Source organism: Stenotrophomonas sp. T8 (genome assembly GCF_051853085.1).
Classification (GTDB): Bacteria; Pseudomonadota; Gammaproteobacteria; order Xanthomonadales; family Xanthomonadaceae; genus Stenotrophomonas; species Stenotrophomonas sepilia.
This window is the reverse complement of record NZ_CP195329.1, coordinates 1,361,086-1,384,974: the sequence shown is the minus strand read 5'-3', so window position 1 is coordinate 1,384,974 and position 23,889 is coordinate 1,361,086. Positions and strand designations below refer to the sequence as shown.

Here is a 23,889-nt window from a genome sequence, read left to right as displayed (position 1 = left end):
CTTCCGGAACACTCATGCCCCGCCAGCCGCACGCCAGCGCCGACACTGCCAAGGAAGACGACTTCGTCGCCCGCCTGCTGCACTGGTTCGACGACCACGGTCGCCATGATCTGCCCTGGCAGCACCCGCGCAGCCCCTATCGGGTCTGGCTGTCGGAAATCATGCTGCAGCAGACCCAGGTGGCCACGGTCATCCCGTACTTCCAGCGGTTCCTGCAGCACTTCCCGACCCTGCCCGACCTCGCTGCCGCCAGCAATGACGCAGTGATGGCGCAGTGGGCCGGGCTCGGCTACTACGCCCGCGCACGAAACCTGCATGCCGCGGCAAAGCGCTGCGTGGAACTGCACGACGGCGACCTGCCGCGCGATTTCGATGCACTGCATGCCCTGCCCGGCATCGGCCGCAGCACCGCTGGCGCGATCCTCAGCCAAGCCTGGAACGACCCGCTCGCGATTCTCGACGGCAACGTCAAGCGCGTACTCAGCCGCTATCACGGCATCGACGGCTTCCCCGGCCTGCCGGCCATCGAGAAACAACTGTGGGCGATTGCCGACGCGCACGTCACGCAGGTGCCGGCCGGGCGCATGGCCGATTACACCCAGGCGCAGATGGACCTGGGCGCGACGGTATGCAGCCGGGCCAAGCCGGCCTGCGTGATCTGCCCGCTGCAGGACGCATGCGTGGCGCGGCGCGAAGGCCGCACCGCTGAACTGCCCACGCCCAAGCCCAGCAAGACCCTGCCCGAACGCGAAGCAGTTGCACTGCTGCTGCGCGACGCCCAGCAGCGCGTGCTGCTGCAGAAGCGGCCGGACACCGGCATCTGGGCGCAGCTGTGGACGCTGCCGCAGGCCGAGGCCGGCAGCGACCTGCAGGACTGGTTCGACGCACATGTCGACGGCTCGCTGGAAGATGCAGAGGAACTGCCGGTGCTGCAGCACACCTTCAGCCACTACAGGCTGCACCTGCAGGTATTGTCACGGAAGGTGCGCGGCCTGCGCGTGGAAGAACCCACGCTGCGCTGGGTCGCCAACGACGAGCTACCCGCATTGGGCCTGCCGGCACCGATCCGCAAACTGCTCGACGGCGCCACGATCAAGACGCCGAAACGAAATTCCAGCAAACCCCGCAACCACGAGTGAATGCCATGCACCGAACCGTCTTCTGCCAGTACGAACAACGCGATGCCGAGGGCCTGGACTTCGTGCCCTACCCCGGCGAGCTGGGCCAGCGCATCTTCAACAACATCGGCAAGCAGGCCTGGGCCGCGTGGCTGGCCCACCAGACCATGCTGATCAACGAGAACCGGCTGTCGCCGCGCACGCCGGAACATCGTGCGTTCCTTGAAGGCGAACTGGTCAAGTTCCTGTTCGAGAAGGACGCGGAAAAGCCGGCCGGCTTCACCCCGGAAACCTGACAGACGGGCAGGTCGTGCCGGCCGCTGGCCGGCAATCTGGCATCTGCGCGATGCCGGCCAGCGGCCGGGACTACCGCGCTATTTCGCGTTTTCCTCGCGCTCCTGCACCTGCGCCTGGCGCAGCTCCTGCTCGGACGCGCGCAGCGCCTTCACATCCAGCTTGCGGATGCTGTTGATGAAGCACGGCAGGCGCGGGCCGCCGGTGGGGTCGCGCACCAGCACTTTGTCAAAGCGCGACGACACACGGCCCATGCTGCTGGTCAGGCCGATGGCGGTCGCATATGGCAGGTCCTGGCAGGGGCCATTCAACTCCAGCAGATAGGCTTCGCTGGGACGGGTCCACACCGCCAGCGCACTGTCGCCCAGCTCGGTCCAGCCATTGAGGCTGCCAAAGAACTGCATGTCATTCTGCGGCGCGCCGGCGTGGGCACGGTACAGATCCAGTTTCTCGGTACTGCTGAGCCGGCCGGTGGTCGCACAGGCGGCCAGTGCCAGGCAGAGTCCGGCCATCAGGATCGGGGTCTTCATGGCGATCTCCTCGGGGAACTGTCGCCATCATGCGCCTGGGCTGGCAACGCCGGCGCGACGGCTCGCGCCCCATTCAGCCGCCGGTCGGCGGCTACTGGCCGGACCACGGTAGACGCCAACCTGGTTGGCGCTTGCCCTGCAGGAGCAGCCGACCAAGGCCGGCCTCTACCAGAGCGGTCCCAGCGCTCAGACGTCGGCGTGGGCCAGTGCGTGCAGGCGCCCTTCGCGTAGCTCCAGCACCCGGTCCAGGCGCCGTGCCAGGCTGCGGTCGTGGGTCACCAGCACCAGGCTGGTATGACGCGCGCGGTTGAGTTCCAGCATCAGCTCGAACACGGTGCCGGCAGTGCGGTCATCCAGGTTACCGGTCGGCTCGTCGCCGAGCACGCAGGCCGGATGATTGACCAGCGCGCGCGCCACTGCGGCACGTTGGCGTTCGCCGCCGGACAGCTCGCCCGGCTTGTGGTCCAGGCGATGGCCGAGGCCGACCGCTTCCAGCAGCGTGGTGGCCCGGCTGCTCGCCTCGGCCACGGCGGTGCCGGCCAGCAGCACCGGCATCATCACGTTTTCCAGCGCGGTGAACTCCGGCAGCAGGTGATGGAACTGGTAGACGAAGCCCAGCGCCTGGTTGCGCAGCAGGCCGCGCGCGGTATCCGACAGCGCCGACATGCGCTGGCCGGTCACATACACTTCGCCGGCAGTCGGAATGTCCAGGCCGCCCAGCAGGTGCAGCAGCGTGCTCTTGCCGGCACCGGAGGCACCGATGATCGCCACCGTCTCGCCAGCAGTCACGGTCAGGTCCAGCCCATCGAACACCGGGGTCTGCATGCGCCCTTCGGCATAGGTCTTGCCCAGCGCTTCGGCGCGGATCACTTCATCGCCGCGGTTGACGACCTTATTCATAACGCAGGGCCTCCGCCGGCTGGGTGCGTGCTGCCCGCCAGGCGGGATACAGGGTGGCCAGGAAACTCATCAGCAGCGCGACCACGGTGATCGCCACCACGTCGCCGGTCTGCATGTCGGTCGGCAGGCCGGTGATGTAATAGACATCCTCCGGCAGCAGCTTGACGTTGAACACGCTCTCGATGGCGCCGAGGATGCGTTCCAGGTTGAGGGTCAGGGTGATGCCGCCGATCAGGCCGGCCAGCGTGCCGAAGATGCCGATCAACGAGCCCTGCACCATGAACACCTGCATCACCCCGCCCGGGGTCAGGCCCAGGGTGCGCAGGATGGCAATGTCGGCCTGCTTGTCGGTCACCAGCATCACCTGCGAGGACACCAGGTTGAAGGCCCCCATGGCGATGATCAGCGACAGCAGGATGCCCATCACCACCTTCTCCATGCGCAGCGAGTGGTAGAGGTTGGCGTTCTGCTGCGTCCAGTCACTCACGCGGTAGGCACCGCCGAGGCTCTGCGCCAGGTCCACGCCCACTTCCAGCGAACGGTCCATGTCGTGCAGCTTCAGCCGCACGCCGGTGGCGCCGTCACTGCGCAGAACACGCTCCAGGTCCTGCATGTTGGCGAAGCCGACGCCGCGATCGACCTCGTTGTACCCGGCCTCGAAGATGCCGCTGACGGTGAAGCGCTTCATCCGTGGCACCGCACCGGCCGGCGTGCCCTGCACTTCGGCAAAGGTCACCAGCACCTGGTCGCCAACGTCCACGCCCAGCCAGATCGCCAGCTCCTTGCCCAGCAGCAGGTTGAAGCTGCCCGGCTTGAGGCTGTCATAGCTGCCCTTGGTGACCTTCCTGTCGATCACCGAGACGTTCGGCTCCAGCGCCGGATCGATGCCCTGGATGATCGCGCCCTGCACGCGCGGGCCGCTGATCATCGATTGGATCTCGATGTACGGCGCGGCACCCGCCACGCGCGGATCCTTGCGGGCGACATCAACCACCCGCATCCAGTCCGGCATCGGCTCGCCATCGCGGCTGATGGTGGTATGGGCGGTCATCTGCAGCAGGCGGCTGCGGATTTCCTTCTGGAAACCGCTCATCACCGCCAGGGTGGTGATCAGCACCGTAACGCCGAGCGCGATGCCCAGGATCGATGCCATCGAGATGAAGGAGATGAAGCCGTTGCGGCGCTTGGCGCGCAGGTAGCGCAGGCCGATGGCCACGGGAATGGGTTTGAACATGCAGGCACGCCGGTCAATTCAGCTTATGGTGCCATTGACCGGGGCCGACGGGAAACGCTGCGTGTGGCCACGGCCAGTCGCAGTTCACGTCGCTGCCCTGAATCGAGCACATCCGGCCAGAACAGCAGGCGCCGGCGGCGCCGATCCTCCCGCCACAGCAACAACAACCATGGGCCACGCACCACCAGCCGTGGCGTATCGACATCCCGTCCGGCCACCTGCAATGCCTCGGGAAGCGGAGGCAGAAGCACCTGCACGCGCGGCCTGCGCTGGCGCCAGGCCAGTTCGGCCAAGCCGACGCCCCAGGCCAGCAGCAGCGCGGGCATCAGCAACCGCGCAGGCAGATCCGAGGCGCGCAACAACCAGGGCGCGGCCAGCAGCACCGCCAACTGGGCGGCAGCCTGCAGCCGCGAGGGGCGCCACTCAAGGCTTGAGGGCGAGGATCTTCTGCATGAGGGGGATCGCGTGCGCATGCGGGCAGGCCTCATAGCCCATGAACCAGCGCCACAACTTATCGTCCTCGCAGTCGAGCAGGAACAGGAAAACCTCGCGCTCTCCGGTCGGTGCAGTGCTCCACTCACGGTCCAGGTAGCGGCCGAACAGCTGGTCCAGTTCGCGCATGCCGCGGCGGCAGCGCCAGCGCAGCTTCTTCAGCAGGACATCGTCTTCCATCGTGCTTCTCCAGATACAGCAAAGCCACGCATGGCGTGGCTCTACTGGGTGGTGCAGCCTCACGTGACGTGGCTCCACCGGGTACTGCCAGGCCTGTATCAGGCGCGGCGCTCCATCATCAGCTTCTTGATCTCGGCGATCGCCAGCGCCGGGTTCAGGCCCTTCGGGCAGGTCCGGGCGCAGTTCATGATGGTGTGGCAGCGGTACAGCTTGAACGGATCTTCCAGATCGTCCAGGCGCGCGCCGGTGTCCTCATCGCGCGAGTCGATGATCCAGCGATAGGCCTGCAGCAGGATCGCCGGGCCCAGGTAACGCTCGCCGTTCCACCAGTAGCTCGGGCAGCTGGTCGAGCAGCAGGCGCACAGGATGCACTCGTACAGGCCGTCGAGCTTCTTGCGGTCTTCCGGCGACTGCAGGCGCTCGCGGTCCGGCGGTGCCGGGGTCTGGGTGCGGATCCACGGCTTGATCGAGGCGTACTGCGCGTAGAAGTGGGTCAGGTCCGGAACCAGATCCTTGACCACGTTCATGTGCGGCAGCGGGTAGATCGGCACTTCCTTCTTGCCGCAGTCCGAGATGGCTCGGGTGCAGGCCAGGGTGTTGGTGCCGTCGATGTTCATCGCGCACGAACCACAGATACCTTCGCGGCAGGAACGGCGGAAGGTCAGGGTCGGGTCGATCTCGTTCTTGATCTTGATCAGGGCGTCCAGGACCATCGGGCCACAGGCGTCCAGATCGACTTCATAGGTATCGGTGCGCGGGTTGCTGTCGTCGTCCGGACTCCAGCGGTAGATCTTGAAGGTGCGCACGTTCTTGCCGCCGTTCTTGACGGGGAAGTGCTTGCCCTTCGTGATCTTGGAATTCTTGGGGAGTGAAAACTCGGCCATGGCTGCTCTCGTTGGCTCAGGCGGCCCGCGCCCGTGGGCGCGGATTGCATGGTAGGCGGGGTCGGATCAGTACACGCGCGGCTTCGGCGGCACCACGGACACGTCGTCGGTCAACGTGTACATGTGCACCGGACGGTAGTCGAAGCTGCACTTGCCCTTCTCGTCGACGCTGACCAGGGTGTGCTTCTGCCAGTTGACGTCGTCGCGGTCCGGATAGTCCTCGTGCGCATGCGCACCACGGCTTTCCTTGCGCTGTTCGGCCGAGTTGATCGTCGCCACCGCGTTGAGCAGCAGGTTGTTCAGCTCGTAGGTCTCGATCAGGTCCGAGTTCCAGACCAGCGAACGGTCGGAGACCTTCACGTCCTGGAACGAGTCGAAGATCTTGTCCATCTTCTCGCAGCCTTCCTTCAGCGTCTGGCTGGTGCGGAAGACGGCCGCGTCAGCCTGCATGGTGCGCTGCATGCGATCGCGGATGACCGAGGTCGGGGTATCGCCGTTGGCGTGGCGCAGCTTGTCCAGCAGGCCCAGCGCCTTGTCGCAGGCATCGGCCGGCAGCGGCTTGTGCGCGGCACCCGGCTTGATGGTCTCGGCGCAGCGGTTGGCCACCGCACGGCCGAACACCACCAGGTCGAGCAGCGAGTTCGAGCCCAGGCGGTTGGCGCCGTGCACGGACACGCAGGCCGCTTCGCCGATGGCGTACAGGCCCGGCACCACGGCGTTGTCGTTGTCGCCGACCTTCTGCACCACTTCACCGTGGTAGTTGGTCGGGATGCCGCCCATGTTGTAGTGCACGGTCGGAATGACCGGGATCGGCTGCTTGTGCACGTCGACGCCGGCGAAGATGCGGGCGCTCTCGGCGATGCCCGGCAGCTTCTCGTCGATCACGCCCGGGCCGAGGTGGGTCAGGTCGAGCAGGATGTGGTCCTTGTGCTCGCCGACGCCGCGGCCTTCGCGGATCTCGATGGTCATCGAACGGCTGACCACGTCGCGCGAGGCCAGGTCCTTGTAGTGCGGTGCATAGCGCTCCATGAAGCGCTCGCCGCTGCTGTTGCGCAGGATGCCGCCTTCACCGCGGACACCCTCGGTGATCAGGCAGCCGGCGCCGTAGATGCCGGTCGGGTGGAACTGCACGAACTCCATGTCCTGCATGGCGATGCCGGCACGCATGGCCAGGCCGCCACCGTCGCCGGTGCAGGTGTGCGCCGAGGTGGCGCTGAAGTAGGCACGGCCGTAGCCGCCGGTGGCCAGCACCACGCCCTGGGCGCGGAACAGGTGCAGCGTGCCATCGGACATGTCCAGGGCCAGCACGCCGCGGCAGGCGCCTTCGTCGTCGAAGATCAGGTCGAGCGCGAAGTACTCGATCATGAAGCGCGCATCGTGCTTCAGCGACTGCTGGTACAGGGTATGCAGCATCGCGTGGCCGGTACGGTCGGCCGCCGCGCAGGTACGCTGCGCCGCCGGGCCTTCGCCGTACTTGGTGGTCATGCCACCGAACGGACGCTGGTAGATCTTGCCTTCGGCGGTGCGCGAGAACGGCACGCCGTAGTGTTCCAGTTCGATGATGGCCGGGATGGCCTCACGGCACATGTACTCGATGGCGTCCTGGTCGCCCAGCCAGTCCGACCCCTTGATGGTGTCGAAGAAGTGGTAGCGCCAGTCGTCCTCGCCCATGTTGCCGAGTGCGGCCGAAATACCGCCCTGGGCGGCAACGGTGTGCGAACGGGTCGGGAAGACCTTGGTCAGGCACACGGTCTGCAGGCCCTTGGCGGCCAGGCCGAACGTGGCGCGCAGGCCGGCACCGCCGGCGCCGACCACGACCATGTCGTACTTGTGTTCGGTGATCTTGTAAGCGGACATCTAATCTGGATTCCTGTGTAGGTGCCTGGGCTCAGGCAACGCCGAGGGCGATGCGGCCCACCGCAAACACACTGACGATCATGCCGAGCACGGCGACGAACTTCACCGCGGTCTGCAGCACCAGGGCCAGCAGCGATTCGTGGATGTAGTCTTCCAGCACGACCTGCATGCCGAGCTGCGCGTGCCAGAACATGGCGATCAGCAGGCCGATCAACGGCACTGCATTCCACGGCTTGGCCACGGCGGCGGCGGCGGTCGCGTAATCCGAGCCCAGCAGGCCCAGCACGAAGACCAGGAACCAGATGCCCAGCACCACCAGCGCGGCGGCGGTCAGGCGCTGGTGCACGAAGTGCTCGGTGCCGGTCTTGGCCGAGCCCAGGCCGCGCACGTTCTTCAGCGGGGTACGGAACTTGCTCACGCGGCACCTCCGAACATCACATAGGCCCACACCAGCAGGGTGATCACCAGGCTGCCGATGACCGACAGCCAGCTGCTGCGGATGAAGGCAGGGATGCTGAAGCCGATGGCGAAGTCCTGCACCACATGGCGGATGCCATTGCACAGGTGATAGGCGAACGACCATGTCCACGCGAACAGGAACACGCGGCCATACCAGGCCCCGGCATGGCCGGTGAAGCAGTTCCAGGACTCGGGCCCCATCATCAGGGCCAGCAGGCCGGCAGCGATGATGAGGGCACCAACAGACAGAAAGATGCCGGTGGCTCGATGCAGGATCGAGGTGGCCATCTGAATCTGCCAGCGATACACCTGAAGGTGCGGGGAAAGTGGGCGTTGTCTGGTCGCCATTCGCTGGGCTCGTTGTCTCGGCTGGGCGGCACGCGGCCGCGTTGGCTCAATGCTGATCAGAAATCGATGCAGCGTCCGTTTTTCTCCCAATCGCCATACCGCACCGGATCAAGTCCGCCGCGGCCGCCGAATTCCTCTGCTTTTTCCTGTTCCACGGGCACGGGTGCCGCGGGGACCAGCGGGGCTTCAGATTCGTCGTCGGGAGTGGGGGTTGTTTGGCCTATCATGTTCGGTCTCGCAACGCACAAATTTTAGACCTCGTTCACGTGCCTGACAACCTGCCCCCTGCTTTCGTCGGATATCCGCGCCTGCCCGGCCACCAGCTGCTGAGCCTGCAGGGCCCGGATGCGGCCGCCTTCGCCCACGCCCAGTTCAGCAGCGATGTCACCGCCCTGCCCCTGCTGCACTGGCAGTGGAGCGCCTGGCTGAGTGCCAAGGGCCGCACCCTGGCAGTGTTCCAGCTGCTCCGGCTGGCCGACGATCACGTGATGCTGGTGCTGGCCGACGGCGATGCCGATGCGATTGCGTCGCAACTGCAGCGCTTCGTGTTCCGTCGCAAGGTGAAGGTACAGGTGCGCAGCGATCTGGCCGTGGCCGGTGCGTTCACTGCACCCGAGGCTGCCAGCGGCGCCGCGATCGCGCACGCTGCAGGTGACGGCTGGGAGCTGGACCTGGGCAGCGACGCCCTGCCGCGCACCCTGCGCATCGGGGCGACGGATGCCGTTGCATCCGGCAGCGAAACCGATGAGGCCGCCTTCGCCCTCGCCTGGCGCCAGGCCGACCTGCGCTACGGATTGCCGCGCTTGGACGAAAGCCAGCGCGAAGTGTGGACCCCGCAGCAGCTGGGCCTGGACCGCCTGAATGGCTACAGCGTAAAGAAAGGCTGCTACCCAGGCCAGGAAATCGTCGCCCGCACCCACTTCCTCGGCAAGGCCAAGCGCGCGGTGCAGCTGCTGCATACCGCGGCACCGGCACAGGCCGGCGATGGCGTGCTGCAGGACGGCGCGACGCTGGGCACGGTCGCCAGCGTGGCCGGTGACCTGGCGCTGGCGGTGCTGCCGCTGGAGGCTGGCGACGCCGAGCTGCAGGTGGGTGATGCCATTGCGCAGCGCGTGCCGCTGCTGGATGGCCTGGCCCGCTGAATCTGACGCGCCCTCATCCACGCACGGCGTGGATCTACTGACCGACCCGGTGGGTGCGGACCGTTGGTCCGCACTGCAACGAAGTAGCCGAGCATGGGCTCGGCTCTACAGAATCAGAGGCGCTCGCCGCTCTCTGCGTTAAAGAAATGCAGGCCCTGCGGGTGAATCGCCACGCGGATCTGCTCGCCCACTGCTGGCAGCGACTGCGGTGCCACGCGCATGGTCAGCGCATGCTGGCCACTGCTCAGATTGACGAAGATCTCGTTGCCGACCGGCTCGATGCCTTCGATGCGCGCGGTGAATGCATGCGCATCATCGGCAGCCGCCGGCTGCAGGTGCTCCGGGCGCACGCCCACCGCGATCGGCTTCTGCAGCCACGCCGGATCGATCGTCGCCTGGCCCAGCGGTGCACGCCATTCGCCGTCGACCACGCTCACGCCGCCGGCATCGCCCTGCAGCGTGCCACGCAGCACGTTCATCGCCGGGCTGCCGAGGAAACCGGCCACGAACAGGTTGGCCGGGCGATCGTACAGCGCCATCGGCGTATCGATCTGCTGGATGATGCCGTCCTTCAGCACCACGATGCGCTGGCCCAGGGTCATCGCTTCGACCTGGTCGTGCGTCACGTAGATCATGGTGGTGCCCAGCTTGCGGTGCAGCTGCGCGATCTCGGTACGCACGCTGTGGCGCAGCTTGGCGTCGAGGTTGGACAGCGGCTCGTCGAGCAGGAACACCGCCGGCTCGCGCACCAGCGCCCGGCCCAGTGCCACGCGCTGGCGCTGGCCACCGGACATCGCCTTGGGCAGCTTGTCCATCATCTCGGTCAGGCCCAGCGTCTGCGCCGCCTCGGCAATGCGCTTGTCGATGGTCGCCTTGTCATGCCCGCGCAGCTTCAGGCCGAAGGCCAGGTTCTCGGCCACGGTCATGTGCGGGTACAACGCGTAGCTCTGGAACACCATGGCGATGTCGCGATCCTTCGGCGCCACGTCGTTGACCACGCGATCACCGATGGTCAGCGTGCCGCCGCTGATTTCTTCAAGGCCCGCCACCATCCGCAACAGGGTCGACTTGCCACAGCCGGACGGACCGACCAGCACCATCAGCTCGCCATCGGCGACCTCGAAGCTGGCGTCCTTCACCGCGACCTGGCCGTTGTCATAGACCTTGCGCACACCCTGCAACTGCACTTTTGCCATATCACCTATCCGGTCCGCCCGAAGCCGGGCTGTCTTTTGGGACTGCCTCGGCCCTCCCGATGGCAGTGATGATTGCGCGCTTGCCGCATGACGGCGAGCACTGCAATCGAATACAGTTGCCCATTCTGCCATGTAAACGTTTTCACGTGGCACTATCCGATGATCGGTGCGCACCGATCTGCGTCGGCGGTTGAACGAAGGTTCCGCCGAGGTAGTGGTTTCGAATGGAACGGTCTTCCGCAACACCGGAGATCGCCCCTGACGAACCTCGGACAGGCAGTTGCGCGGATGTCCCCCGAACCCAGCCATGAAGCGATTGACAACGATGTCACCCGGATCTGAAACTCGAGCGATGCACGACACCCTCTTCCTGTTCGGTGCCACAGGTGATCTGGCCCAGCGCTACCTGTTCCCTTCGCTGCTTCGCCTGCTTGGCGACGGCCTGCTGCCGGAGGACTTCCGCATCCGCGCACTGGCCCTGTCCGGGCATGACACCGAAGCCTTCCATGACATCCTGCGGCCGCGCCTGCAGCAGGCCATGCCGATGGCCACGCAGGACGACATCGCTGCCCTGCTGCGCCGTATCGACTACCGTTCGGTGGACCTGCGCGACGTCGACTCGGTTGCCGCTGCGGTCTCCGACCTGGTGCACCGCAAGTGCGTCAGCTACCTCGCCATTCCGCCGGGCCTGTACATTTCCACCTGCGAAGGCCTGGCCAAGGGCGGCGCCCTCGCCGCGCCGGCACGCCTGATGCTGGAGAAGCCGATCGGCAGCGACAGCGAGAGCGCCGAGGAAATCATCAGCACCATCGGCCAGTGGATCGACGAGGACCGCGTGTTCCGCCTCGACCACTACCTGGGCAAGGCGGCAGTGCAGAACCTGATCGCGCTGCGCTTCGGCAATACGCTGCTGGAAGCGGTGTGGAACCGCAACTACATCGAATCGGTGCACATCCTGGTGGCCGAGAGCGAAGGCGTGGACGGCCGTGACGCCTACTACGCCCGCTCCGGCGCGCTGCGCGACATGGTGCAGAGCCACATCCTGCAGCTGCTGTGCATGGTGGCGATGGAGCCGCCGGCGTCGCTGGAAGCCGACCGCATCCGTGACGAGAAGGTCAAGGTGCTGCGCGCCCTTCGCCCGCTCGACGCGAAGCACGCCGCGCGTGACAGCATCCGCGGCCGCTACACCGCTGGCACCATCAACGGCCAGCCGGCGCAGGCTTACCAGCCGCCGGAAGGCAGCGACGTGGAAACCTTCGCCGGTGTCACCGCGCATATCGACAACTGGCGCTGGAGCGGCGTGCCGTTCCATCTGGTCACCGGCAAGCGCCTGCCCGAGCGCACCACCCGCGTGGTGGTCACGCTGAAGCCGGTCACCCATTGGCTGTTCGAGCGCCCGCAGCGCGCGCAGGCCGCACCGAACCGCCTGGTGTTCCAGCTGCAGCCGCAGGAAAACATCGAACTGGGCCTGATGAGCAGCCTGGCCGGCCCGGAATGGGGCGCGCTGGAACTGCATCCGCTGGAACTGGAACTGTCAGTGCCAACCGGCCTGCATCGCCGCATCGCGTACGAGCGCCTGTTCCTGGATGCCTTCAATGGCAATCACACGCTGTTCGTGCGCGACGACGAGGTGCGTGCAGCGTGGGCCTGGATCGACAGCGTCGCCGACGCGTGGAAGGACGCCAAGCTGCCGCTGGAGCCCTACCCCGCCGGCCAATGGGGCCCGAGCAATGCCGGCGAGTTCCTGCCGCAGGACGTGGACGCACCGGACAGCGGAGCGTCGGCATGAGCGCCAGTTCGCAGCCGGTGCTGGTGGCCGACATCGGTGGCACCAATGCCCGCTTCGCCCTGGCTGACACCTCGCAGGACGCACCTCTGCAGAAGGACAGCATCCGCGAGTACGCGGTGGCGGAGTTCCCTTCGCTGGGTGATGCCGCGCGCCACCATCTGGAACAGATCGGTGCCACCACAAGCCGCGGCGTGTTCGCAGTGGCCGGTCGCGTTGATGGTGATGAAGCACGCATCACCAACCATCCGTGGGTGATCTCGCGCAGCCGCACCGCAGCGATGCTCGGTTTCGACGAACTGCACCTGATCAACGACTTTGCCGCACAGGCGATGGCAATCTCACTGCTGCAGCCCGAGGACGTGGTCCAGGTCGGCGGTGCCGCCTGGGTACCGGGCAAGCCGGGCCAGCCGCGCAACTACGCAGTGATCGGGCCGGGTACCGGCCTCGGCGTGGGCGGCCTGATCATGCGCCACGGCCGCTGCTACCCGCTGGAAACCGAAGGCGGCCATGTCAGTTTCCCGCCGGGAACCCCGGAAGAGATCCGCATCCTCGAGATCCTGTCCGAACAGTTCGGCCGCGTCTCCAACGAGCGCCTGATCTGTGGCCCCGGCCTGGTCAACATCCACCGCGCCGTGTGCGAGATGGCCGGTATCGACCCGGGCCAGCTGCAGCCGGTGGACGTGACCGCCCGCGCCCTGCACGGTGATCCGCAGGCAATGCGCACCGTGGACGTGTTCTGCGCCGTGTTCGGCGCCATCGCCGGTGACCTGGTGCTCACCCAGGGCGCCTGGGATGGCGTGTTCCTGACCGGCGGCCTGACCCCGAAGATGCTCGATTCGCTGCAGCACTCCGGTTTCCGCCAGCGCTTCGAACACAAGGGCCGCTTCTCCTCGATCATGGCGCGCGTGCCCTCATTGGCAGTGATGCATCCCCACGCCGGATTGCTGGGCGCCGCCGCCTATGCCACCGACGCCGAACGTGACGCACCAGGAGTTGCCGCATGAACCCCAGCTTCCACGACGATCGCATCGAGTTCATCCAGCACGGCGACGCCGACGGCTGGATCGAAGCGGTGGCCGCTGAGATGGCACGCACCCTCAACCACGACATCAATGAAGTGGGCCGCGCCCGCATCCTGTTGTCCGGCGGCACCACGCCGGCCCCGGTCTACCAGGCACTGGCCGAGCTGGACGTGCACTGGGACCGGGTTGAAGTGAGCCTGGCCGACGAGCGCTGGCTGTCGCCGCAGGATCGCGACAGCAACGCCTGGCTGGTGCGCGAGCACCTGCTCAAGCGTACCGAGGGCGCCCACTTCGATCCGCTGGTACGGATCGGCAAGCCACTGCCCGAATGCGTGTACACCGCCAACCTGCAGGCGCAGCACAGCCAGCCGCCGAGCCTGGTAGCGCTGGGCATGGGCAACGACGGGCACACCGCCTCGCTGTTCCCGGGCTCGAAAGACCTCGCACGCGCACTGGAAAGCACCCTGCCCTACGCCGCGCTGGATGCCACTGGCTGCCCAGGCGCGAACCAGTGGCCGCTGCGCATCACGCTGACCCCGCACGGCCTGCGCCAGTGCCGCCAGCGCCTGTTGCTGCTGCGCGGCAAGCAGAAGCTGCAGGTACTGCGCCAGGCGCTGGACAGCAACGATGCCCAGCAGTATCCGATCCTCAATGCGATCAACCTGGAAGGCGCGCGCCTGCGCGTCCACTGGGCTGATTGATGTCGGCGGCGGCGCCGTGCCGCCGCTTGCCTCTCGCCACCACGAACGCCGGTAGCCAATGAGCCTCCATCCTCAACTGCAAGCCATCACTGAGCGCGTCATCCGCCGCAGCGCCGCCTCGCGCGCCGCCTATCTGGCCGCGATCGATGCCTCCCTGCGTGAGGGCCCGTTCCGCAGCCGCCTGAGTTGCGGCAACCTCGCCCACGGGTTCGCCGCCTGCGGCGGCACCGACAAGAGCCGCCTGCGCGGCGGCATGACGCCGAACCTGGGCATCATCACCGCCTACAACGACATGCTGTCGGCCCACCAGCCGTTCGAGACCTATCCCGAACAGATCCGCGACATCGCCCGCGAGCTGGGCGCCACTGCACAGGTCGCCGGCGGCGTCCCTGCAATGTGCGACGGTGTCACCCAGGGCCGTGGTGGCATGGAGCTGTCGCTGTTCTCGCGCGATGTCATTGCCCAGGCCACGGCCATCGGCCTCAGCCATGACATGTTCGATACCACCGTCTACCTCGGCGTGTGCGACAAGATCGTGCCGGGCCTGCTGATCGGTGCGCTGGCCTTCGGCCATCTGCCGGCGGTGTTCGTACCGGCCGGCCCGATGACCCCGGGCATCCCGAACAAGCAGAAGGCCGAAGTGCGCGAGCGCTACGCCGCCGGTGAGGCCACCCGCGAAGAGCTGCTGGAAGCCGAGTCCGCGTCGTACCACGGTGCGGGCACCTGCACCTTCTACGGCACGGCCAACTCCAACCAGGTGCTGCTGGAAGCCATGGGCGTGCAGTTGCCGGGCGCCTCGTTCGTCAATCCGGGCACGCCGCTGCGCGACGCCCTGACCCGCGAGGCAACCGAACGCGCGCTGGACATCACCGCACTGGGCGACGACTTCCGCCCGCTGGGCCGGATCATCGACGAGCGCGCGATCATCAACGCGGTCATCGCGCTGATGGCCACTGGCGGTTCGACCAACCACACCATCCACTGGATCGCGGTGGCGCGTGCGGCCGGCATCGTGCTGACCTGGGACGACTTCGACGAACTGTCGCAGCTGATTCCGCTGCTGGCCCGTGTCTATCCGAACGGCGAGGCAGACGTGAACCGTTTCGCGGCCGCTGGCGGCCCGGCCTTCGTGTTCGGCGAGCTGATCAAGGCGGGCCTGATGCACGGCGACCTGGTCAGCGTCGCGCGTGGCGGCATGGCCGACTATGCGCGCGAGCCGCAACTGCGTGACGGCCGGCTGGTCTACCTGCCGGGCCTGGAACACAGTGCCGATGACGAAGTGGTGCGTGGGGTCGACAATCCGTTCGAGCACCAGGGTGGCCTGCGCCTGCTGCGCGGCAACCTCGGCAAGTCGCTGATCAAGCTGTCAGCGGTGAAACCGCAGTACCGGACGATCGAAGCACCGGCGGTGGTGGTCGATGCACCGCAGGTATTGAACAAGCTGCACGCCGGTGGCCTGCTGCCGCAGGACTTCGTGGCGGTGGTGCGTTACCAGGGCCCGCGTGCCAACGGCATGCCCGAACTGCATTCGCTGGCACCGCTGCTGGGCCTGCTGCAGAACCAGGGCCGGCGCGTGGCGCTGGTCACCGACGGCCGCCTGTCCGGTGCGTCGGGCAAGATCCCAGCGGCCATCCATGTGACGCCGGAAGCGGCGCGCGGTGGCCCGCTGGCCAAGGTCCGCGAGGGCGACATGATCCGCCTCGACGGCGAGGCCGGCACGCTGGAAGTGCTGGTGGACGCGGCGGAATGGGCAGCACGTCCGCTGGCGCCGAACACCGCGCCGGCCGCGCATGACCTGGGCCGCAATCTGTTTGCGATCAACCGTCGCGTGGTGGGTCCGGCGGACCAGGGGGCGATTTCGATTTCGTGCGGGCCGGCGGCGGCCGATGGCGGGCCGTGGGACTACGACGCGGAGTATGAGCTGGGGCACGATGCGGCAGCGGCGGCGGCGCCGCATGAGGCGAAAGACGCCTGACGCGAAAAGCCGCGGCAGGCTTCCCGGCTTGGGCAGTAGGGCGCCCTGGCCGGGACACGCCGTAAACCCATCCATGGGGGCTCGATCGCGGCATCCATGCCGCTCACGGTCCCGGCCAGGGCGCCCTACTGCCCTTGGACAATTCCCGGCGCGTCATTTGCGCTGCGGCCACTGAACCAAGAAGAGCAAAGGCAAGGGCAAAAGCATGGGTATCGAACAACATCAGGTGAAGGCGGCGGAGCTGTTGCATGCGGCGGGCATCCTGCCGGTGGTGACGATTCATACGCTGGACCAGGCGCGGGCGGTCAGTGCGGCGCTGCTGGAAGGTGGTCTGCCGGCGATCGAGCTGACGCTGCGCACGCCGGTGGCGATGGAAGCGCTGGCGATGCTCAAGCGCGAGCTGCCCGATGTGGTGGTGGGTGCAGGCACGGTGCTGACCGTGGAGCAGATGCAGCAGTCGATCGATGCGGGTGCGGACTTCCTGGTGACGCCGGGTACGCCGCCGGCGCTGGCTGATGCGCTTGCCGCTGCGCCGCTGCCGGTGGTGCCGGGTGCGGCGACGCCGACCGAGCTGCTGTCGCTCTACGCCCGCGGCTTCCGCGTGTGCAAGCTGTTCCCGGCCACAGCCGTGGGCGGGCTGGCGATGATCAAGGGACTGGCCGGCCCGGTGGCGGACCTGAAGCTGTGCCCGACCGGCGGCATCACCGAGAACACCGCCGCCGAGTACCTTGAACAGAAGAACGTGGTCTGCATCGGCGGTTCGTGGATGGTGCCGGGCAACTGGATCGCCGACGGCGAATGGGACAAGGTGCGCGCCAGCGCCGCCGACGCGGCGAAGATCATCAAGCGCGTGCGCGGCCACTGAGCCCGAAGCAGGTGTAGAGCCGAGCCCATGCTCGGCTCCACTCCAGCGGAATGGAGAGCAGCCGAGCATGGGCTCGGCTCTACAGAAGGCCGAAACCCTTACAACGGCCGCGCCGGATCCACCAGCCCGTACTGGCTGGCCATGCGCGCCAGCGCGATGTTGTCGTGGATCCCCATCTTCTCGAACAACCGCGCCTTGTGCGTGTTCACCGTCTTCGCACTCAGGCTCAGGCGCCGCGCGATGTCTTCCTGGCGCAGGCCCTGGGTCAGCAGCAAGGCTACTTCCAGTTCGCGCGGCGACAGGCTGTCGAACGGCGATCCATTGCCCTCCACCGTCGACAGGGCCAGGTTCTGCGCGATGCTGGTGCCCAGGTAGCGACGGCCCATGGCCACATCGCGCACCGCGCGCAGCAGCTCCTGTGCATCGCAGCCCTTGCCGATGTAGCCCGCGGCCCCCGCCTCCAGCAAGCGCTTCGGCAGCGGCCCGTCTTCCAGCACCGACACGATCACCACGCGGGTGTTGCGGTGGCTGCGGACGATGCGCTCGGTCACTTCCATGCCACTCACACCGGGCAGGTGCAGGTCGCAAAGCACCACGTCCGGCAGCAGCTGGCGGACGTCGCGCAGTGCGTCTTCACCGGTCTCGGCTTCGCCCACCACCTCGATGTCGGTCTCCCCCGACAGGATCATCTTCATCCCGGTGCGGACCAGCGCATGGTCATCCACCAGGTAGACTCGAATCGTCATTCACGTACCTCTTCGAATGCGGCCATTGCAGGTCAAGCTAGGCAGGACGCCGATACCCCTGCAAGCGCGTTCGGGACGCGATCCAGGCGTTCTGCCTTGCGCATCACAGTAACGCGCGTTGTGCTTGCCCCCTGTCTTGCAGAACCTGCTGCAACGAAACAACTGATCTATTACGTAGACGCCCCGGAAGGGTCATCCACGTCACCCCCCTGTGATGATGCTTCGCTGGCCGTCGCTGGCGGCGAATCCCGACGTCGCCAAGGATGCCGGCGACTGAACATGACCAGATAGCACCCTACCACCCAAACCAGCGCGGCACACCATCCGGCCAGGATGTCCGAGGGATAATGCACGCCCAGATAGACCCGTGAGACGCTCACCAGCAGGCTGAACGGGGGCGCCAGCAGCAGTACCGGCCAGCGCCAGCGTGTATTCCAGGCCAGCAGCACCAGGGTCACGGCAAGGGTCATCGAGCCCATGGCGTGCCCGCTGGGGAAGCTGAACGTCGATTCCGGCGCAATCGACTCCCACAGGCTGGGGCGCTGGCGCTGGAAGAAGTGCTTGCTGCCCATGTTCAGCAACGCCGATCCCACGAAACTGACCGCGACGAAGGTCGCCTCGCGCCAGCGCCGGTAGCCCAGCAGCGCACCGATGATCAGCACGTCAGCAGGGATCAGGAACCACTCGTAGCCCAGTTTCGAGATGAGCACGAAGAAGCGGTCCAGCCATGGCGAATGCAGGCCATGCATCTGCCACAGCAGCGGCGCATCGAAATGGAACGATTCAAATTCGTGCACTTCGTCAGCCAGGGCGACGAAGCCCGCCAACGGCAGCAGTACGCCACCGAACAGCAGGACCAGGCGCCAGGCGTTGCGCGCCATCCAGTGGCGGAAACCGGAGGCCGACTCCGGAGCGGCGAGGATCGCAGGCTTATCCGGCGCTTCGGACATATTTGTGTTCGACGTAATCGTCGATCAGGGCGACGAACTCCTGGGCGATGTTGTCGCCACGCAGGGTCACCTTCTTCTCGCCATCGACGAATACCGGTGCTGCCGGCGTCTCGCCCGTGCCCGGCAGGGAGATGCCGATGTTGGCATGGCGCGACTCACCCGGCCCATTGACGATGCAGCCCATCACCGCCAGGGTCATGTTCTCCGCCCCCGGGTGGTGGATCTTCCACAGCGGCATCTTCTCGCGCACATGGTTCTGCACCACTTTGGCCAGTTCCTGGAAGAACTCGGAGGTGGTGCGACCGCAGCCCGGGCAGGCCGTGACCAGCGGCGTGAAGGCGCGCTGGCCGGTGGTCTGCAGCAGTTCCTGGGCGACGATCACTTCCTGCGTGCGCGACTGGCCCGGTTCCGGGGTCAGCGAGATGCGGATGGTGTCACCGATGCCTTCCTGCAGCAGCACGCTCAGCGCTGCCGACGAGGCGACGATGCCCTTGCTGCCGATACCGGCTTCGGTCAAGCCCAGGTGCAGGGCGAAGTCCGAGCGCTGGGCCAGGTCGCGGTACACCGCGATCAGTTCCTGCACGCCACTGACCTTGGCCGACAGCACGATCCGGTCGCGCGGCAGGCCCAGTTCCACGGCCTGCTCGGCCGAATCCAGCGCCGAACGGATCAGCGCCTCACGCAGCACGCGGCCGGCGTCCCAGGGCTGCTCGCGCAGGCTGTTCTCGTCCATCAGCCTGGCCGCCAGGGCCTGGTCCAGCGAGCCCCAGTTGGCACCGATGCGCACCGGCTTGTTGTAGCGGATCGCGAACTCGATCAACTGGGCGAACTGCAGGTCCTTCTTCTTGCCGAAGCCGACATTGCCCGGGTTGATGCGGTACTTGGCCAACGCTTCCGCACATGCCGGTTCGGCGGTGAGCAGCTGGTGGCCGTTGTAGTGGAAGTCACCGATCAGCGGTACATCGATACCCATCATCGCCAGCTTGTCGACGATGCGCGGAATGGCCGCAGCGGCTTCCACGGTGTTGACGGTCAACCGCACCATCTCCGAGCCGGCACGCCACAACTCGGCCACCTGCTTCACGCTGGAGGCCACATCGGAGGTATCGGTGTTGGTCATCGACTGCACCACCACCGGCTTGCCGCCGCCTACGGTGACCCCGCCGATCTGGACGGCATGGGTCTGGCGACGGGGCCAGGCGGTGGCATCGGAGGGGGGAGTCGGGCGGGTGACGGCGTCGTGCATGGGCGCATTCTACCGCCCACTCCCGCATTCGGGGTGACTCGCATTCAGCCTGCGGCACGGCTGCGGCCGATTGTCGCAGGCATGTACACGCATGAACGCATACGATGAGCGTGAATGACCGGTCCCGACGCCCCGTTTCTCCGTACCCTGTGCAGCCTGCGCTGGCTTGCCGTAGGCGGCCAGGCCGCCACCATCCTGGTCGCGACCTGGGTGCTGGGCCTGCCGTTGCCGCAGCTGCCGTTGTGGGCCGGCGTGGCGGTGCTGGCCCTGTTCAACGTCTACACCCAGCTGCGCCCGGAAGCGGCCGACACTGCGCCGCTGACCGCATTCGGCCATATCCTGGTGGACGTGATCATCCTGACCTGGATGGTGGGCTGGAGCGGCGGCATGGCCAACCCGTTCAGTTCACTGTTCCTGATCCTGATCGCGCTGGCCGCCTTCGCCCTGCCCCTGCGCTGGGCACTGGCGGTCGCGCTGGCCTGCCTGCTCGGCTACGCCGCCAGCGGCATCTTCGGGCAGGCGCTGCCGGACGGCTACTTCCGCGCACAGGACCTCAATCGCTGGGGCGTGGTCGCCAACTTCCTGATTTCCGCCACAGTGGTGCTGGCCTTCTCCACCCGCCTGGCACTGGCCCTGCGGGAGCGCGAACTGGAACTGTCGGCACTGCGTGAGCGCTTCGCCCGCAACGAGGGCATCGTCGCGCTGGCCACCCATGCCGCCTCGGTGGCACATGAACTGAACACGCCGCTGGCGACCATGACCCTGCTCGCCGACGATGTCGCCGAGCGCAGCGAAGAGCCGGAAGTGCGCGAAGACATGGAGACCCTGCGCGAGCTGCTGGTGCAGTGCCGTGAGCGCGTGCTGGCACTGGCCGCCCCGGCCTCGGCCGACGCGCCGGGCCGCAGCCATTCCAGCGCCCAGCAGGTGCTGGAGCAATGGCGCCTGGTGCGACCGACCATCGACCTGCATCGCAACGACGATGCGCCGCTGCGGCTGCCGCTCGACCCGGGCGTAGGCCACCTGCTGATGGTCCTGCTCAACAATGCCGCCGATGCCGGCGAGAAGGCCGGCCGGCCGCGCGTGGACCTGGACCTGCGCATCGAGGGCGACGACCTGATCGGCGAAGTACGCGACTACGGCCATGGTTTCGACGCCCGTGCCGCCGTGCTGCCGGGCAAGCTGTTCGGCAGCAGCAAGAGCGAGGGCATGGGCGTCGGCCTGGCCCTGTCCCATGCCACCATCGAACGCCTCGACGGCGAGATGTGGATGCGCCCGGCCCAGGGGGCCGGCAGCCGCGTCGGCTTCCGCCTGCCGCTGGCCCCACGCGAGGAAACCCCATGAGCGCCTCAACCCTTGGTCTGCTGGTCGACGACGACGAGCTGTACCTGCGTACCCTGCAGCGCAGCCTGGCCCGCAAGGGCCTGGAAACACAGACCGCACAGGATGCCGCCAGTGCCCTGGCACTGGCCCGCCAGCATCCGCCGGCGTTCGCGCTGATCGACCTGAAGCTGGGCAGCGATTCCGGCCTGGCGCTGATCCAGCCGCTGCGCGCACTGCGCGCGGACATGCGCATCCTGCTGGTGACCGGCTATGCCAGCATCGCCACCGCAGTGGAGGCGATCAAGCTGGGCGCGGATGATTACCTGCCGAAGCCGGCCACGGTGCCGATGATCCTGCGCGCGCTTGGCGAGGAGGACGACGGCCCGGCCGACGACGGCGAAATGGAAGTGCCCGATGCGATGACGCCGATCAGCCGCCTGCAGTGGGAACATATCCAGCAGGCGATGCACGAGACCGGCGGCAACGTGTCAGCGGCCGCACGCCTGCTCGGCATGCACCGGCGCTCGCTGCAGCGCAAGCTGGCCAAGCGGCCCAGCCCGGAACGCGATCCGAGCCGGTGAGACGCCACGTCGTGCACCGGTAGTGCCGGCCGCTGGCCGGCAACCTCGTGAACGATTGAAGCATCGCCTGGATGCCGGCCAGCGGCCGGCACTACCCGGGCATCAGCCCTTCAACTGCGCCAGGATCTCGCGGGTCATCGGATCGGCAACCGCCACATCCTCGCCCTGCAGCGCCGGCAGCAGGCCACTGGCCAGCTGCTTGCCCAGCTCGACACCGAACTGGTCGAAGGCGTTGATGTTCCAGATCACCGACTGCACGTATACAGCGTGCTCGTACATGGCGATCAGTGCACCCAGCGCCTGCGGGGTCAACGCGTCGAGCAGGATCAGCGTGCTCGGCCGGCCCCCCGGGTAGTCGCGGTGCGGATCTTCGCTGCCCTGGCCATTGGCCAGCGCTTCGGTCTGCGCCAGCAGGTTGGCCAGCAGGGCCTGGTGATTGATCGTATACGGATCATCGTTGTGCACACAGCCGATGAAGTCGGCCGGAACGATGCTGGTGCCCTGGTGCAGCGCCTGGAAGAAGCTGTGCTGCACGTCGGTCCCTGCCCCGCCCCACCACACCGGCACGGTGTCGACGGTGACCGGCTGGCCGTCGCGCTGCACGCGCTTGCCCAGGCTCTCCATCACCAGCTGCTGCAGGTAAGCCGGCAGCAGCGCCAGGCGCTGGTCGTAGGTCATCACCGCGTGCGTGGCATGGCCCAGCAGGTTACGGTTCCAGATGTCGGTGAGGCCGTGCAGCACCGGCAGGTTGCGCTCCAGCGGTGCATCCAGCGCATGCGCATCCATCTGCGCAGCGCCTTCCAGCAGCTGTTCAAAACGTTCGAAGCCGATTGCCAGCGCGATCGGGAAACCCACCGCCGACCACAGCGAATAACGGCCACCGACCCAGTCCCACATCGGCAGCACGCGATCGGCGGCGATCGCGAAGGCCTTGGCGGCGCGCTCCGGATTGGCGCTGACCGCATACAGGCGCTCGCTGCCACCCAGCCAGTCGTGCAGGATCTGGCCGTTGAGCAGGGTTTCCTGGGTACCGAAGGTCTTGGAGATCAGGATGCCGGCGGTCTTCGCCGGATCCAGCGTGGCCAGCGTGCGCTGCATGGCGGCGCCGTCCACGTTCGACACGAAATGCACGCGCAGGCGCGCACCGCTGACCGGGCGCAGCGCATCGGCGACCAGGCGCGGCCCGAGGTCGGATCCCCCGATGCCGACACTGACCACATCGGTCACGCCGCTGTCTTCCAGCGCGCGCACCAGCACGCCCATGCGCTGGCGGATGCCGCGCGCGGTGGCATAGGCCTCGGCCGCCACCGGCGCATCGACCACGTCGCCACGCAGCGCGGTATGCAGCGCGGCGCGGCCTTCGGTCAGATTGACCTGCTCGCCGCGGAACAGGCGGGTGATGGCGCCGCCGACATCACGCTCGGCAGCCAGCGCCAGCAACGCCTGCAGCGCCGCGGCATCGTACTTCTGACGGGCGAAGTTGACGTACAACGGACCGACCCGCAGCGCCAGGTCCTGCACGCGGCCGGGTTCGGCGGCGAGCAGGCTGGGAATGCTTGCGCCCTTCAGGCGCTGGGCGTGGGAATGCAGCGAGTCGAATCCGTTGTTCGTTGTCATGCGGCCTGGGTCGGGATCGTGTCGTTGGTGTGGGTGATCTGGTTGTTGCCATCAACGTACACCAGCTTCGGCTTGAAGCTGTCAGCTTCCTGCTCGGTCATGCTGGCGAACGCGGCGATGATGATGATGTCACCGACCTGCACGTGGCGCGCGGCGCCACCGTTGAGCGAGACAACGCCGCTGCCGGCTTCGGCGCGGATGGCATAGGTCGAGAAGCGCGCACCGTTGGTCACGTCCCAGATGTGCACCTGTTCGAACTCGCGGATGCCAGTGGCAGCCAGCAGGTTGTCATCGATGGCGATCGAGCCTTCGTAGTTCAGCTCGGAATGGGTGACGGTGGCGCGGTGGATCTTGGTCTTGAGCAGGGACAGGTGCATGGGGGGCGCTGCAACGGCAAAGGAAAGAGCGGATTCTAGCACCCGCACAGCGCCGGGCATTACGGC

26 protein-coding genes are annotated in these 23,889 nt (G+C 67.0%); 10 read left to right on the top strand and 16 right to left on the bottom strand.

The genetic code is table 11. The annotated features are described in order from the left end of the window. Window positions 1-14 precede the first annotated feature (14 nt). Together mutY and ACSDHM_RS06600 are read left to right on the top strand one after the other, a co-directional pair. Window positions 15-1,139 (top strand): A/G-specific adenine glycosylase, encoded by a 1,125-nt coding sequence (gene mutY, locus ACSDHM_RS06605; protein WP_088496297.1) that lies wholly within the window; start codon window positions 15-17, stop codon window positions 1,137-1,139. 5 nt (window positions 1,140-1,144) lie between these two features. After that, window positions 1,145-1,414, top strand: coding sequence for an oxidative damage protection protein (locus ACSDHM_RS06600; RefSeq protein ID WP_438915199.1), 270 nt, complete (start codon window positions 1,145-1,147; stop codon window positions 1,412-1,414). Between the two features lie 78 nt (window positions 1,415-1,492). Here the strand turns inward: ACSDHM_RS06600 and ACSDHM_RS06595 are convergent, their stop codons facing one another. The 10 genes from ACSDHM_RS06595 to ACSDHM_RS06550 all read right to left on the bottom strand — a co-directional run bounded on the left by ACSDHM_RS06595 (window position 1,493) and on the right by ACSDHM_RS06550 (window position 8,523). Next, window positions 1,493-1,942: a DUF6491 family protein gene (locus ACSDHM_RS06595; protein WP_065195830.1), complete on the bottom strand. Its 450-nt coding sequence runs from the start codon at window positions 1,940-1,942 to the stop codon at window positions 1,493-1,495. A 186-nt stretch (window positions 1,943-2,128) separates the two neighbouring features. Then, window positions 2,129-2,842: a lipoprotein-releasing ABC transporter ATP-binding protein LolD gene (lolD, locus tag ACSDHM_RS06590; protein ID WP_032954095.1), complete on the bottom strand. Its 714-nt coding sequence runs from the start codon at window positions 2,840-2,842 to the stop codon at window positions 2,129-2,131. Further along, window positions 2,835-4,076, bottom strand: a complete 1,242-nt coding sequence (locus ACSDHM_RS06585) for a lipoprotein-releasing ABC transporter permease subunit (RefSeq protein ID WP_005416136.1) — start codon at window positions 4,074-4,076, stop codon at window positions 2,835-2,837. The genes lolD and ACSDHM_RS06585 overlap by 8 nt, the downstream gene beginning before the upstream one ends. A gap of 23 nt (window positions 4,077-4,099) precedes the next feature. Then, window positions 4,100-4,549, bottom strand: a complete 450-nt coding sequence (locus ACSDHM_RS06580; RefSeq protein ID WP_072168330.1) for a hypothetical protein — start codon at window positions 4,547-4,549, stop codon at window positions 4,100-4,102. Next, window positions 4,500-4,748: a succinate dehydrogenase assembly factor 2 gene (locus ACSDHM_RS06575; protein ID WP_049413478.1), complete on the bottom strand. Its 249-nt coding sequence runs from the start codon at window positions 4,746-4,748 to the stop codon at window positions 4,500-4,502. Before ACSDHM_RS06575 ends, ACSDHM_RS06580 begins: the two co-directional genes overlap by 50 nt. A gap of 98 nt (window positions 4,749-4,846) precedes the next feature. Then, window positions 4,847-5,632 (bottom strand): succinate dehydrogenase iron-sulfur subunit, encoded by a 786-nt coding sequence (locus ACSDHM_RS06570; protein ID WP_005409079.1) that lies wholly within the window; start codon window positions 5,630-5,632, stop codon window positions 4,847-4,849. Window positions 5,633-5,698: 66 nt separating this feature from the next. After that, window positions 5,699-7,489: a succinate dehydrogenase flavoprotein subunit gene (gene sdhA, locus ACSDHM_RS06565; protein ID WP_014036803.1), complete on the bottom strand. Its 1,791-nt coding sequence runs from the start codon at window positions 7,487-7,489 to the stop codon at window positions 5,699-5,701. 31 nt (window positions 7,490-7,520) lie between these two features. Further along, a complete protein-coding gene (gene sdhD, locus ACSDHM_RS06560) occupies window positions 7,521-7,907 on the bottom strand; it encodes a succinate dehydrogenase, hydrophobic membrane anchor protein (protein WP_005409077.1) in 387 nt (128 codons plus the stop codon). Then, the gene (sdhC, locus tag ACSDHM_RS06555; RefSeq protein WP_005416132.1) at window positions 7,904-8,296 is read right to left on the bottom strand and encodes a succinate dehydrogenase, cytochrome b556 subunit; all 393 of its coding nucleotides are present in this window, start codon (window positions 8,294-8,296) and stop codon (window positions 7,904-7,906) included. The genes sdhD and sdhC overlap by 4 nt, the downstream gene beginning before the upstream one ends. Window positions 8,297-8,352: 56 nt before the next feature. Next, window positions 8,353-8,523, bottom strand: coding sequence for a DUF1674 domain-containing protein (locus ACSDHM_RS06550; RefSeq protein ID WP_005409075.1), 171 nt, complete (start codon window positions 8,521-8,523; stop codon window positions 8,353-8,355). 39 nt (window positions 8,524-8,562) lie between these two features. Here ACSDHM_RS06550 and ygfZ point away from each other — a divergent pair, with 39 nt between their 5' ends. Further along, entirely contained in the window at window positions 8,563-9,438 is an 876-nt protein-coding gene (ygfZ, locus tag ACSDHM_RS06545; protein WP_439426771.1) for a CAF17-like 4Fe-4S cluster assembly/insertion protein YgfZ, read from the top strand. Between the two features lie 113 nt (window positions 9,439-9,551). Here the strand turns inward: ygfZ and ACSDHM_RS06540 are convergent, their stop codons facing one another. Continuing rightward, window positions 9,552-10,634 (bottom strand): ABC transporter ATP-binding protein, encoded by a 1,083-nt coding sequence (locus ACSDHM_RS06540; protein ID WP_072168333.1) that lies wholly within the window; start codon window positions 10,632-10,634, stop codon window positions 9,552-9,554. Between the two features lie 352 nt (window positions 10,635-10,986). Here ACSDHM_RS06540 and zwf point away from each other — a divergent pair, with 352 nt between their 5' ends. From zwf to eda, 5 genes are all read left to right on the top strand, one after another. Next, on the top strand, window positions 10,987-12,423 hold the full coding sequence (gene zwf / locus ACSDHM_RS06535) for a glucose-6-phosphate dehydrogenase (protein WP_072168334.1): 1,437 nt from the start codon (window positions 10,987-10,989) through the stop codon (window positions 12,421-12,423). Beyond that, window positions 12,420-13,427 carry a glucokinase gene (glk, locus tag ACSDHM_RS06530; protein ID WP_072168335.1) on the top strand — a complete coding sequence of 336 codons (1,008 nt, stop codon included), beginning with the start codon at window positions 12,420-12,422 and terminating at the stop codon, window positions 13,425-13,427. The genes zwf and glk overlap by 4 nt, the downstream gene beginning before the upstream one ends. Beyond that, entirely contained in the window at window positions 13,424-14,146 is a 723-nt protein-coding gene (gene pgl, locus ACSDHM_RS06525; RefSeq protein ID WP_049413491.1) for a 6-phosphogluconolactonase, read from the top strand. The genes glk and pgl overlap by 4 nt, the downstream gene beginning before the upstream one ends. Window positions 14,147-14,204: 58 nt before the next feature. Beyond that, complete coding sequence (gene edd, locus ACSDHM_RS06520; RefSeq protein ID WP_439426770.1) at window positions 14,205-16,121, top strand: phosphogluconate dehydratase; 1,917 nt, start codon at window positions 14,205-14,207, stop codon at window positions 16,119-16,121. Window positions 16,122-16,326: 205 nt separating this feature from the next. Continuing rightward, complete coding sequence (gene eda, locus ACSDHM_RS06515; protein ID WP_049429315.1) at window positions 16,327-16,986, top strand: bifunctional 4-hydroxy-2-oxoglutarate aldolase/2-dehydro-3-deoxy-phosphogluconate aldolase; 660 nt, start codon at window positions 16,327-16,329, stop codon at window positions 16,984-16,986. 98 nt (window positions 16,987-17,084) lie between these two features. Here the strand turns inward: eda and ACSDHM_RS06510 are convergent, their stop codons facing one another. The 3 genes from ACSDHM_RS06510 to ispG all read right to left on the bottom strand — a co-directional run bounded on the left by ACSDHM_RS06510 (window position 17,085) and on the right by ispG (window position 19,928). Then, on the bottom strand, window positions 17,085-17,732 hold the full coding sequence (locus ACSDHM_RS06510) for a response regulator (protein WP_005416124.1): 648 nt from the start codon (window positions 17,730-17,732) through the stop codon (window positions 17,085-17,087). 170 nt (window positions 17,733-17,902) lie between these two features. Then, a complete protein-coding gene (locus ACSDHM_RS06505) occupies window positions 17,903-18,682 on the bottom strand; it encodes a phosphatase PAP2 family protein (RefSeq protein WP_088496460.1) in 780 nt (259 codons plus the stop codon). Beyond that, on the bottom strand, window positions 18,663-19,928 hold the full coding sequence (gene ispG, locus ACSDHM_RS06500; protein ID WP_049414673.1) for a flavodoxin-dependent (E)-4-hydroxy-3-methylbut-2-enyl-diphosphate synthase: 1,266 nt from the start codon (window positions 19,926-19,928) through the stop codon (window positions 18,663-18,665). Before ispG ends, ACSDHM_RS06505 begins: the two co-directional genes overlap by 20 nt. A gap of 114 nt (window positions 19,929-20,042) precedes the next feature. Between ispG and ACSDHM_RS06495 the strand changes: the two genes are divergently transcribed. Beyond that, window positions 20,043-21,269, top strand: coding sequence for an ATP-binding protein (locus ACSDHM_RS06495; protein ID WP_049414674.1), 1,227 nt, complete (start codon window positions 20,043-20,045; stop codon window positions 21,267-21,269). After that, window positions 21,266-21,829 (top strand): response regulator transcription factor, encoded by a 564-nt coding sequence (locus tag ACSDHM_RS06490; RefSeq protein WP_005409063.1) that lies wholly within the window; start codon window positions 21,266-21,268, stop codon window positions 21,827-21,829. The genes ACSDHM_RS06495 and ACSDHM_RS06490 overlap by 4 nt, the downstream gene beginning before the upstream one ends. Before the next feature lie 102 nt (window positions 21,830-21,931). On the opposite strand, the gene pgi is transcribed toward ACSDHM_RS06490, so the two are convergent. After that, window positions 21,932-23,446, bottom strand: coding sequence for a glucose-6-phosphate isomerase (pgi, locus tag ACSDHM_RS06485; RefSeq protein ID WP_072168337.1), 1,515 nt, complete (start codon window positions 23,444-23,446; stop codon window positions 21,932-21,934). Further along, the gene (gene panD / locus ACSDHM_RS06480) at window positions 23,443-23,823 is read right to left on the bottom strand and encodes an aspartate 1-decarboxylase (RefSeq protein WP_006432456.1); all 381 of its coding nucleotides are present in this window, start codon (window positions 23,821-23,823) and stop codon (window positions 23,443-23,445) included. The genes pgi and panD overlap by 4 nt, the downstream gene beginning before the upstream one ends. Window positions 23,824-23,889: the final 66 nt, after the last annotated feature.